The following is an 11,377-nucleotide window of genomic DNA, read 5'->3' as shown; positions in this document are numbered from 1 at the left end:
CACCAGCGGGCCCGGCCCGTTTTCGAAGCTGAGTCGGCCTCAGCTCGCGCCCGAAGGACCGGGGCGAATCGGCTGCCCGGCCGTCGGCCCGCCACTGGGCGCCGGGCCGGCGGGCGCATCCTTCACCCCGGACATGTCGATGATCGGAGCTGCCGCCTCCAGGGGAGCGCCGGCGGCCGCCGGACCGCCCAGGGCGATCAGCGGCGCGCCGGCCGGCACGACGGGCACCGGCGGCACCACCGGCACCGGCGGAGCGAGGGGCAGGGGTGGCACGATCGGCACCGGCGCACCGATCGGCAGCGGCCCCGGCACCGCCATGGGCACACCGGACATGTCGGTCATGGGCGCCGCGCACACGCCACCGGCCGGTGCGCCCGCGGCCGCCGTTCCGGCGCCCGCGGCAGGGCCACCTGCGGCCGGCGCCACCTCGCCTGACTGCCCCTCAATGCACGCGTGGCCGCCCGTAATCAGCGGGGCGGCCGCCGCGTCGGGGCTCAACGCGATAGCAGCTCCGCACAACCCAGCGCCGGCAACTACTTTGATGTTGAACCGATCGACGATCGCCATCAGCGTCAACTCTCCTTTATTCACGCTCAGCTATTTCCGCAATCACTTGGTGCAGCAGGCCCGCCTAGCCGTACCGAGGCCGCTTTTCACGACCGCGCCAATTGTCAGCAGCCGGCGCGCGACACGCGCCACGCCGCACCGCGCCGTTTCCAAATGGTGACGTCACAACGGCGTCACGAATCGGAACAGCCCCGGCATACACCGATCGACCTGCGCGAATACGCCTGCGCGGCAGCCGCAGTCAGCGATTCGTGCCCTCGGTCGCGCACCTGAGCGCGTGTCCTTTGCAGCGAAACCGCGTGCCCGTCCGCTGCCGCGTGCTAAGCGCCCCGACGCGACCGGACCCGAGCCGACCGGATGCGTGGCCGGACCGACTTCGAATCTCACGGACTTTATTTCTGCGCAGGTCGTTCACAGGAAACTGTTGGTGAACAGTTATCGATTCGAAGGTTACGGAGAAGTTAACATCGAGATTAGAACTGTTGACGAAAAGAGGAGAAGGGGCTATGTCACCACGTCGTCTCGCCGCCGGGTTCATCGGTTCCGCCCTGTTCGGCGGCCCGCTTCTCGCCGGTCTCGTCTGGGCCGGCCCAGCCCAAGCCGACGCGGCCGGTTTCCTCAATGACATGCACCGCGACGGGGTCCACGCCGTCACGGGCGGCGACGCCGCCCTGCTGCAGGCCGGCCTCAACGTGTGCCAGCAAATATCGTGGGGCGCTCCTCCGGCGCAACTCGAAGGCCTGGCGCTGCAGCGCTCCGACGACCAGCAGGGCTCCGGCGGGCTCAGCGCTCAACAGGCCAACGACGTGGTCGTCTACGCCATGCGCGATCTGTGCCCCAGCTAGAGACCACCTCGACCCACCACACTTCGGCGGCCTAGCGGCCGGCCGTTCTTCGCCGACTATTCACTCTCCCGAATTCTTTGCGCAGCGGGTCGTCGCACTTTTGTGTAAAAGTGCATCATCCGCATCGGGCACAGACATAAAGGAGAAGGTTGGATGGCGGCACGCAGGCGATATGGCCGGTTGATGAGCGCGGCGCTGGCCAGTGGCCCACTTTTGCTGGCCGGGGTCCTATGTGCCGGCCCGGCGCGGGCCGACGGGGCCGCCTTCATCAACGACCTGCACAACGCCGGCATCCACGCCGTCAACGGCGGCGACCCGGAGCTCTTACAGATGGGCGCCGACCTATGCCAGCAGCTTTCGTGGGGCGCCTCTCCGCAACAGCTGGAGGGCTTGGCGCTGCAACGCTCGGACGCCGACCAGGGCACCGGCGGGATCAACGGCCGCCAGGCCGCCGACGTCGTCATCTTCGCCCTGCGCGACCTGTGCCCCAACGCCTGACGGCGAATTAGCGGCGGGCAGCCCGGTCCGCGCTAGGGTGACACTCGAGTGAAGCTGAGCGCACGGAACCTGGCCGGCCTGAAGATCCCGGTCCCGACCTATGACCGCAGCCAGATCGGCGTCGGCATAGCGCATTTCGGCGTCGGCGGGTTCCACCGGTCGCATCAGGCCATGTACATCGACCGCTTGCTCGGTGACGGCCTCGCCCGCGACTTCGGCATCTGCGGGGTCGGCGTGCTGCCGGGCGACGAGCGCATGCGCGACGCGCTGCGCGGCCAGGACCACCTCTACACGCTGATCCTCGAGCACCCCGACGGCACGCGGGAACCGCGGGTCATCGGCTCGATCGTCGATTATCGTTATGCGCCCGACGATCCCGAGTCGGTGATCGAGCTGCTGGCCGCGCCCGCCACCCGGATCATCTCGCTCACCATCACCGAGGGCGGCTATCAGCCACCCCTGTCCGCGGTGTTCGGCTTGGTGGCCGAGGCGTGCAACCGGCGCCGCGAGCGCGGCCTGCCCTCCCCCACGATCGTCTCCTGCGACAACATCGCCGGCAACGGAGACGTGGCCCGACGCGTGTTCATCTCCTACGCCGAGCGGGTCGATCCCGAACTCGCGCAATGGATGCGCGAGAAGACCACCTTTCCCAACTCGATGGTCGACCGGATCACCCCGGTGACCACGCCCGACGTGCTCGAGCGACTGGAGTCCGAATTCGGGGTGACCGACGCCTGGCCCGTGATCGCCGAACCGTTCGCCATGTGGGTCGTCGAGGATCACTTCGCCGACGGCCGACCACCGCTGGATCAAGCCGGGGTACAACTCGTCGACGACGTGGCGCCGTACGAGGCGATGAAGTTGCGGCTGCTCAACGCCGGGCATCAAGGCCTGTGCTATTTCGCCTACCTCGCCGGATACCGGCTGGTGCACGACGCCGCCCAGGATCCGGTGATCGCGGAATTCGTTGCCCGCTATATGGATTCGGAGGCCATGCCGACGCTGCAGCGCATTCCGGGGCTCGACGAGTTCCGGGCCGGGCTGCTGCCGCGCTTCGCCAACCCGCACATCCGCGACACCGTCGCCAGGCTGTGCGCCGACTCCTCGGACCGCATCCCGAAGTGGTTGTTGCCGGTGGTGCGCGACAACCTGCGCACCGGCGGGGCGGTGCGGCTGTCCGCGGCGATCGTCGCGAGCTGGGCGCGCTACGCCGAGGCCGTCGACGAACAGGGCGAGCCGATCGAGGTGGTGGACCGCCTGGCCGACGCCCTCGTCCCGCTCGCCCGCTCGCAATGCGACGACCCCGTCGCATTCCTGGCCAACCGTTCGGTCTTCGGCGACCTCGTCGACCAGGAGCGCTTTCGCGAGGCCTACGTGTGGGCGTTGGACTCGCTGTACCGGCACGGCGCACGGGCCACCCTGCGGGCGTTGATCGGGGCCGACGCACCGTGACCCTGGTCGCGGGCGTCGACTCCTCGACCCAGTCCTGCAAGGTGCTGGTGTGCGACGCCGCCACCGGCCGGGTGGTCCGCGAGGGTCACGCCAGCCATCCGCACGGCACCGAAATCGACCCTGCCGCATGGGAATCCGCCGCCCGAGCGGCCATCGCGGCCGCGGGTGGCCTGGACGGCGTCGACGCGGTCGCCGTCGGCGCGCAGCAGCACGGCATGGTGTGCCTGGACGCAACCGGACGGGTGGTGCGCCCCGCGCTGCTGTGGAACGACGTACGCTCGGCCGACGCCGCGCGCGCACTCGTCGACGAGTTGGGTGGCGCGCGGGCGTGGGCCCGGGCCGTCGGCGTCGTGCCGCTGGCCGCGATCACGGTGGCCAAGCTGCGCTGGCTGGCCGACCACGAGCCAAACCACGCCGACCGCACCGCGGCGGTCTGCCTACCGCACGACTGGTTGACGTGGCGCCTGCGCGGCGACGCCGACGTCGCGGCGCTGAGCACCGATCGCAGCGACGCCAGCGGCACCGGCTACTACGACGCCGCCACCGGCACTTACCGGTCCGATCTGCTGGAACTGGCCCTGCGTGGCCGGCGCCCAGGGCTGCCGAGCGTGCTCGGACCGGCAGGCCGAACCGTCAGCGGCACAACGACATTCGGCGCCGGCCTGGGCGACAACGCCGCCGCCGCGCTGGGCCTGGGTGCCGAAGAGGGCGACGTGATGGTCTCGATCGGGACATCGGGAGTGGTGGCCGCCGTTACCGCGGATCCCGTCCGCGATGACACGGGATTCGTCGCCGGATTCGCCGACGGCACCGGACGTTACCTCCCGCTGGTGTGCACCCTCAACGGCGCGCGGGTGCTGGACGCGGCCGCCGCCATGTTGGGGGTCGACCACGACGAGCTGTCCCGCCTCGCGCTGTCGGCGCCGCCGGGCAGCGCGGGGCTGGTACTGGTCCCCTACCTGGAGGGCGAACGAACCCCCAACCGGCCCAACGCGACCGGGGCGCTGCACGGGCTGCGGGGGTCCAATGCGACGCCGACCAACCTGGCCCGGGCCGCGGTGGAAGGGCTGCTGTGCTCACTGGCCGACGGCCTCGCGCGGCTGACCGCACAGGGCGTCGCCGTGCGCCGCATCCTGCTGGTCGGCGGCGGCGCGCAATCGCGGGCGCTGCGCCAGGCCGCGCCCACGGTGTTCGGCATGCCGGTGCTGGTCCCCGCCCCGGCCCAGTACGTCGCGCTGGGCGCGGCGCGCCAGGCCGCGTGGGCGTTGAGCGGATCACCCGGACCGCCGGCGTGGAATCCGCCGCCCACCACCGAATTCACCGCGGACCCCGCGCCCGAGGTGGCGGCGCGTTACGCGCGGGTGCGCGACCTCACCGAGGGAGCCACCTAGTCGCCGGTCAGCGGCCGAAACACCGGCAGCACCCGGTACTTCGCGCTGAAGCTGGCCTTGTCGTATTTCTCGCGGACCTCGCCGTCGCAGGCGATGACCGTGGGTCCGTCGACGGCGCTGAAGCTGAATTCGGGCACCTGCAGCTCGTGGTAGAGCGGGCTGCGTTCCAGGCGCCCCAGGGCGAGCGCGGTCAGGATTCTGGTCCGCGCCCAGTGCCGCCCGGCCTCGAGGATGCGCACATCGATCAGGCCGTCGTCCATCCGGGTCCGGCGCGCTGGCGCGAACCCGCTCGGCAGATACAGCGAATTGCCCAGGAAGAACAGGGATGTCAGCAGCGTCTTGTTGTCGTAGCGGATGCGCACGGGCTGCTCCTTGCGCAGCGTGCGCAGCATGGCGTACAGGCCGGCCAGCGGCTTGCCGATGCGCTTCTCGAGCTTCTCCCGCCGCCGCACGAACGCCGGGTAGGCGCCGATGCTGGCGGTGTTGAGGATCATCTGAGAATCGTTGAGGCACACCAGGTCCACGCAGGCCACCTGGCCGCGCCGGATCGCGTCGACCGTCTTGGCCACGGTGTCGCAGCCGATGTCCTTGGCGAAATGGTTGAACGTCCCGGCGGGAAAGACGGCCAGCGGCAACCCCGCGTCGATGGCCACCCCCGCGGCGGCCGCGACGGTGCCGTCACCGCCGCCCACCGCCAGCATCGGCGCCTTCGGCCGCGTTGCGCAGCACCTGCACCGCGTCGTCGTCGGGACCCAGTTCGCGGATGTCCACCTTTGGTAACGCGGCACGCACCTCGTCGACGACCCGGGCCCCGGTGCCGCTGCCCGACTCCGGGTTGATCACCAGCACCACGCCGGCGCCGTCGGGCCGCTGCGGGGCCGCGACGCGAAGCGGTTCCGTTCGCGGAAGGGCGGTTTCGACGATCGGCGGGACGAGGCGGCCGCCCAGCACGGCCAGGCCCGAACCGATGCCGAACCCGGCGATGACGTCGCCGGGGTAGTGCGCGCCGGTCACCACCCGTGACAGACCGACCAGCCCCGCGAGCAGCGCCAGGCCGAAGCCCAGTGGCGGGTTCTCCAGCCCCACGCCGATGGCGAACGCGGCGGCGCTGGCGGAGTGCCCCGACGGCAACGAGTTCGACGTCGGGCGGCGACGGACCTGCCTGACCAGGGGTACCAGCTCGTAGCCGGGTCGGGGCCGTCGGCGGATCCGCTTGGCGATCTGATTGGTCACCAGGCTGGTGGCGGCCAGCGTCACCAGGCCGCGGGTCGCGCCGCGCTGCGCGCTTTGGCGGCCGGTGGCCAGCAGCGCCGCGCCGATGGCCACCCACAGCTTGGAATGGTCGGCCGCCCGGGTCAGCGGCGGCATCACCGTGTCCAGCAGCGGGGTGTCGGTCTCGGCGATGGCATCGAACAGCTCTCGATCCAGCGTGCCCAGTCCCCGGGTGATCTGTTTGATGCCGCGTGCGCGTTGCCAGGGCCCCCTGTTCATTCGCTACACCCTAAATTGGTCCGAAGACATGGACGCACACGGCTATTGCAGCAGATGGCGCGACAACGCCGATCGCCGCGGCGTGGCCGCGCCCGTCGTCGCCGAGATCGCCCGCCGGCACGGCATCACCGCCGCGCGCTTTGGGGTGCTGGAGGGCATGGCCGAATTCATCGACCCGCACGGCAAATCGTTCTTCCTCATCCCCGCCTACGCCGACGGTGCGCGGGCCCGCGACGCCGCGCTGATGACCTATGTGTTCAACGCGGACACCGGCTACGGCAAACCGGGCGCGCGGCCCACGGACTTTCCGGCGACCCCTTACGGCGCCGCCGAGGTGGCTCGAATCATGGCCCGGCAGAAGGCAAATCGCTGGAGTTACAGCCGCGACGTCGCGTTCGTGCACCGCAATGGCGGGCGCCTGGTCGCCACCCCCAACGGCATGCTCATGGGCCTGGGCGGCAACTGGGTCCAGCGGCTGTTCAGCCAGCGCGGCGGCACCACCTGGGGCGACATCTTCCTGGTCAACGTGGGCAGGGTCGCCGACCCCGGCGGCCAGCTGCACCGGATCGTCTCGTCCGGGTGCGCCTGGTTTCTCGACCGGGCCGGCACCCCCCGCGCCAGTCGCCTCGACCTGGATCGGGTGTTGCACCACGAGGAGCGGCACGCCGCGCAGTGGGCGGACCGCGGCTATCTGGGCATGCTCACCGGCTACGGCCGGGAGCTGTTCCGCGAGTTGGCCTTTGGCGCGGTGAACGGGTTCGAGGAGGACGCGGGCCTGGCCGACGGTGGTTACAGGGCGTGAACCCCGTGATAGAGCACCATTGCGCCGATCACCACGAAGACCGCCGCCAGTAGGGCGCCGTTGTTGCGGTCCATCCAGTCCTTCAGGCGTGCCAGCGTGTCATCGAGGCGGCTGCCGGCCGCGGCATAGGCCAGGATCGGGATGGCGACGCTGGAAGCGGCGATGGCCACGAAGAAGGCGGCGGCCACCCAGTCACCGGCGAGGCCGAGCCCGCTGGTGCCGATGCCCAGCCCCGCGGGGACGCAGATGAGCGACACATCCGGGCGGACCACGGCCAGCACCGCGCCGAGGACCCCGGCCCGGGCCGGGGTGATGCTGGCGAACGAGCGCATCCAGGCCGGGGATTCGGCCTGGCCGTGCCGGTTTAGCCAGCGGTAGATGCCGTAGACGATCAGCGCCGAACCGAGCACCACGCGCAGCCACGACGACCATCGCGGGGGCGCCTTGTCCAAGCCGCCCAGCAGACCGGAGGCCGCCACCGAAATGGCCGTCAGCGCGGACAGGCTCAGCAACCAGCCGCCCAGAAACGCCAGGCTGCTCGGCCGCGGCCGCGGCGCCTGGAGCACCAACACCGCCGGAATGACCGTGAGCGGAGAGAGCGAGATGACCAGTCCGAGCGGAACGAGGCCGGTCAGCACCGTCCCCCAGCTTCCTGCCATGGGCGGCATCCTGCCATTGCCGTGCCGGTGCGACACCGAAACGCGCCGATCAGGCCAGCGCGCGAATCCCGTTGTAGAGCACGATCAACCCGATCAGGAACAGGATGACGGCCATCATCGCGTCGTGGTTGGCCTCCATCCAGGCCTTGAGACGTTCCAGGGCATCATCGAGGCGGTCCCCGGCGCCGACGTAGGCCAAGACCGGGATGGCGACCGTCGACGCGGCGAGCACGACGAAGATCGCGGCCGCAATCACCTGGGCGCCGGCGCTCAGGGTGCTGTTGCCGACGGCCAGGCCGGCGGCCGCGCACAGGATCAGCACCTCGGGCCGTACCGGCACCAGCACCGCGCCCATCACCCCGGCGCGCGCCGGCGACAGGGTGGAGAACGACCGCATCCAGCGCGGCATGCTGCGCTGCCGATGCCGGGTGAACCAGTGATAGGCGGCCAGCGCGAGGAGCGCCACGCCGAAGGCCAGCCGCACCCAGGCCGCCCATTTCGGCGGAGTCGCGTGGAAGCCACTGAGCAACTCCGACCCGCTGACGAAGGCGGCGGTGAGGGCGACCAGGCCCAGCAGCCAGCCGCCCAGAAAGGAGAGACTGGCCGGGCGCGGCCGGGGCGCGTGCAGCACCAGCACCGCGGGAATGACCGTGATCGGCGACAGGGCGATGACGGCCGCCAACGCCACGAGTTTGCTCAGGACCGAGGCCCAACTTGCGTCCACGGGCAGCAATCATCGCATTGGCGTGGCGCTCATGCGGTCATCACCGCGGCCGTCAGCCTTTGCGGCGCAGCGTCCAGGCGGGCACCCAGTGCGTCACCGTTCGGCGCTTGGCCCCGTAGGCGACGGGATAGGTCACCAGCCCCCACCAGTCGCCCTGCTCGCACAGGCCCCAGCAACTCAGCCACCCCTCGACGACCTTGTGCAGCTGCAGCCCGTTGGGCTGATACCGGCCCGAGCGGTGCGGCTCGCGCGGGAAAAGCACCGTCAGGTCGACCAGCACCGCGACCGCCGGACGGACCACCCGAAACGGGCTGCGGACCGGTTGGCCGTTGTACCCGATCGACGCGAGCGGACCCATCGATCGATCATACGTTCGAATGAGCGGCTCGTTGAGCCCCCAGGTTCGCCCGGTTCGCTTCTGGCAACATAGCGGTGTGTTCAGCCAAACCGCGACGTCCCGGGCGGTTCGGTGAGCATCGAAACCACCGAAGAATCACCGAGCCGCCGCGGCCTGCTGAAGGGTCGCCGCCCGGCGGCCGCGGCGGCGCTGGATCCGCTGCTCGTCGCCGTGCTGGCCGTCGCGGTCGGCCTGGCCGGCGCCGCCCGGCCCTCATTCTGGTACGACGAGGCCGCCACCATTTCGGCCGCCTACAGCCGGTCACTGACCCAGATGTGGCACATGCTGGGCAACGTCGACGCCGTCCACGGTTCGTACTACCTGCTGATGCACGGGTGGTTCCAGGTCTTCCCGCCCACCGAGTTCTGGTCGCGCGCCCCCAGCGCCCTGGCCGTGGGGGCGGCGGCCGCCGGCGTCGTCGTGCTGGGCAAGCAGTTCTCGTCCCGTACCGTCGCGGTGGCCTCCGGGTTGTTCTGCGCGATCCTGCCCCGGACCACGTGGGCGGCCATCGAGGCGCGCCCGTACGCCATGTCGATGATGGCCGCCGTGTGGCTCACCGTCCTGCTGGTCTACGCCGCGCGCCGCGACACCGGTTGGCTGTGGCTGGCCTATGCCGTCGCGCTGGCCTGCTCGGTCGTGCTCGACGCGTACCTTGCCCTGCTGCTGGCGGCGTATGCCGTGTTCATCGGCGTCTTCCACCGCGCCCGAACGTCCTTGGCGGGCTTCGCGATTGCCTCGGTGCTCGCGGTAGCCGCGCTGCTGCCGTTCCTGATGACGGTCGCCGGGCAGGCACACCAGATCAGTTGGGTCGCACCCATCGGCCACCGCACCATCGAAGACGTGGTGATGCAACAGTATTTCGAACGATGCCCGCCGTTCGCCGTGCTGTCGGCGTTGCTGATCGGCGCGGCAATCGTGTTGTGGCTCAGCGGGTCCGCGCGTCTGGCGGAGTCGCAGCGCCGGCTGCTGGTGCTGACGACGGGGTGGCTCGCGGCACCGACGGCCGCGATCGTGACGTATTCGGCGCTGGTTCATCCGATCTACACCCCGCGCTACCTGTGCTTCACCGCGCCCGCGCTGGCGCTGATCCTGGGCGTCTGCGCCGGCGCGGTGGCCGCCAAACCGTGGCTGACAGCGGCGCTCGTCGGTCTTTTCGCCGTGGCCGCCGCGCCCAATTATGTTCGGGTGCAACGTAACCCGTATGCCAAATACGGTATGGACTACAGCCAGGTCGCCGATTTGATCACCGCGAAGGCCGCACCGGGCGATTGCCTACTGGTCAACGACACGGTGACGTTCATGCCGGCCCCGATGCGGCCGCTGCTGGCGGCGCGCCCGGCTGCCTATCGCAAGCTGATCGACCTCACGCTGTGGCAGCGGGCGACCGACCGCAACGACGTGTTCGACACCAACCTGATCCCCGAGGTGGTGGCCGGACCGTTGAGCCAGTGCGGCGTCGTCTGGATCATCACGCAGGCCGACCCGTCGCAGCCGTCGCACGAACAGGGTCCGGCGCTGCCGCCGGGCCCGGTCTATTGGGCGAGCACCGCCTTCGCGGTGCCGCACGACCTGGGCTTCCGCCTGGTGGAGCGCTGGCAGTTCAACCTGGTCCAGGTGCTCAAGGCCCAGCGCTAGTCACCAGATGTGGATCCAGTCGACGAGCATGTCCGCCGGGTAGGTGGCCGCCGCCGGATCGCCGGCACCGACCCCGCCGACCGCCAGGGTGAACATGGGCGTCATCCAGTAACCGGGATTGTTGAACGGCCACCGGAAGTCGTCCGGGGCGCCGCCGTGGACGTGGATGGGTTTGTTCGGCACGGTGAAGTACTGCGCCCCGTCGCGGGCGAACTGGAATCCGTCCTCGCCCCAGTGCATTCGCCAGGTGTGCCAGTTGCCGTCGACCATGCCGGGGATGGACTTGCCCTCCCACGTCTTGCCGTTCGACGCGGCGTGCACCGTGGTGCCCGGCGGCCACGAGCCGTTGCCGTACCACTCGAAAAGGTCGACCTCGCCGTCCGGCAGCGGGTCCTCGTTCACACCCCAGAACGCCGACCACAGGCCCGGTTCCAGACAGTTCAGTTTGATCCGCGCTTCCCAGGTCTGGTTGATCATGCTGCGGAAGTTGCCGCGCAGTTTGGCGCCGTAGTAGGTGTCACCTTCCTGGGTGGCGCGCAGCACGAGATTGGAGTTGCCGTCCTGGAACACGTTTCGGCGGTCGTCGCGGTAGATCCCGGCGACCGGCGGGAACACGTCGTCCTGCCAGGTCTGGATGGTCCACTTGCCCGGATCGGGAGCCGAACCCGCCGGGCCGTCGAACTCGTCGGCGAAGATGTAGCCGCCGCCGCCCGCCGCCGGTGCGGCCGGCACCGAAGGGCCCGATGGGGCGGCCCAGGCACCCGGCAAGCGCATCGCAGCCCCGATCATGCCGAGGCCCGACATCAACATCATGCTGCGACGATCCATCTAAACCACCAATCGTTAAAGCCGGCTCGTCAAGCTCGGCGCGATCTCCCCAGGCAACTCTCGCAAACGGTGTTATGAAACCACGCGG

The 11,377-nt window shown here is 70.2% G+C and carries 11 protein-coding genes and 1 pseudogene; 6 read left to right on the top strand and 6 right to left on the bottom strand.

Going from position 1 to position 11,377, the window contains the following annotated elements:
- Positions 1-39: 39 nt before the first annotated feature.
- The gene (locus A9W96_RS01050) at positions 40-576 is read right to left on the bottom strand and encodes a hypothetical protein (RefSeq protein ID WP_067137440.1); all 537 of its coding nucleotides are present in this window, start codon (positions 574-576) and stop codon (positions 40-42) included.
- A gap of 497 nt (positions 577-1,073) precedes the next feature.
- Here A9W96_RS01050 and A9W96_RS01045 point away from each other — a divergent pair, with 497 nt between their 5' ends.
- The 4 genes from A9W96_RS01045 to xylB all read left to right on the top strand — a co-directional run bounded on the left by A9W96_RS01045 (position 1,074) and on the right by xylB (position 4,753).
- Positions 1,074-1,412, top strand: a complete 339-nt coding sequence (locus A9W96_RS01045) for a DUF732 domain-containing protein (RefSeq protein WP_066876405.1) — start codon at positions 1,074-1,076, stop codon at positions 1,410-1,412.
- Positions 1,413-1,595: 183 nt separating this feature from the next.
- Complete coding sequence (locus tag A9W96_RS01040) at positions 1,596-1,910, top strand: DUF732 domain-containing protein (RefSeq protein ID WP_369806912.1); 315 nt, start codon at positions 1,596-1,598, stop codon at positions 1,908-1,910.
- A gap of 48 nt (positions 1,911-1,958) precedes the next feature.
- On the top strand, positions 1,959-3,362 hold the full coding sequence (locus A9W96_RS01035) for a mannitol dehydrogenase family protein (RefSeq protein WP_067137438.1): 1,404 nt from the start codon (positions 1,959-1,961) through the stop codon (positions 3,360-3,362).
- Positions 3,359-4,753 (top strand): xylulokinase, encoded by a 1,395-nt coding sequence (gene xylB / locus A9W96_RS01030; protein WP_067137436.1) that lies wholly within the window; start codon positions 3,359-3,361, stop codon positions 4,751-4,753. The genes A9W96_RS01035 and xylB overlap by 4 nt, the downstream gene beginning before the upstream one ends.
- On the opposite strand, the pseudogene A9W96_RS01025 reads toward xylB, so the two are convergent.
- Positions 4,750-6,244 (bottom strand): annotated as a pseudogene (locus A9W96_RS01025) (bifunctional phosphatase PAP2/diacylglycerol kinase family protein). The gene xylB and the pseudogene A9W96_RS01025 overlap by 4 nt on opposite strands.
- 28 nt (positions 6,245-6,272) lie before the next feature.
- Between A9W96_RS01025 and A9W96_RS01020 the strand changes: the two are divergent.
- A complete protein-coding gene (locus A9W96_RS01020; RefSeq protein WP_066863415.1) occupies positions 6,273-7,046 on the top strand; it encodes a hypothetical protein in 774 nt (257 codons plus the stop codon).
- Here the strand turns inward: A9W96_RS01020 and A9W96_RS01015 are convergent.
- Genes A9W96_RS01015 through A9W96_RS01005 form a run of 3 tightly spaced genes read right to left on the bottom strand, consistent with a single transcriptional unit; the run spans position 7,034 to position 8,787 of the window.
- Positions 7,034-7,705, bottom strand: coding sequence for a GAP family protein (locus A9W96_RS01015; RefSeq protein ID WP_066863446.1), 672 nt, complete (start codon positions 7,703-7,705; stop codon positions 7,034-7,036). The genes A9W96_RS01020 and A9W96_RS01015 overlap by 13 nt on opposite strands.
- 49 nt (positions 7,706-7,754) lie before the next feature.
- Positions 7,755-8,429 carry a GAP family protein gene (locus tag A9W96_RS01010; protein ID WP_066863418.1) on the bottom strand — a complete coding sequence of 225 codons (675 nt, stop codon included), beginning with the start codon at positions 8,427-8,429 and terminating at the stop codon, positions 7,755-7,757.
- A gap of 52 nt (positions 8,430-8,481) precedes the next feature.
- Positions 8,482-8,787, bottom strand: a complete 306-nt coding sequence (locus A9W96_RS01005; protein WP_066863422.1) for a hypothetical protein — start codon at positions 8,785-8,787, stop codon at positions 8,482-8,484.
- A gap of 156 nt (positions 8,788-8,943) precedes the next feature.
- Here A9W96_RS01005 and A9W96_RS01000 point away from each other — a divergent pair, with 156 nt between their 5' ends.
- Positions 8,944-10,461, top strand: a complete 1,518-nt coding sequence (locus tag A9W96_RS01000) for a glycosyltransferase family 39 protein (RefSeq protein ID WP_156765066.1) — start codon at positions 8,944-8,946, stop codon at positions 10,459-10,461.
- On the opposite strand, the gene A9W96_RS00995 is transcribed toward A9W96_RS01000, so the two are convergent.
- Positions 10,462-11,289 carry a family 16 glycosylhydrolase gene (locus A9W96_RS00995; RefSeq protein WP_066863428.1) on the bottom strand — a complete coding sequence of 276 codons (828 nt, stop codon included), beginning with the start codon at positions 11,287-11,289 and terminating at the stop codon, positions 10,462-10,464.
- Positions 11,290-11,377: the final 88 nt, after the last annotated feature.

The sequence above is a fragment of the Mycobacterium sp. 1245852.3 genome (assembly GCF_001669335.1).
Taxonomy (GTDB): domain Bacteria; phylum Actinomycetota; class Actinomycetes; order Mycobacteriales; family Mycobacteriaceae; genus Mycobacterium; species Mycobacterium europaeum_A.
This window is presented reverse-complemented; position numbering and strand designations above follow the sequence as displayed.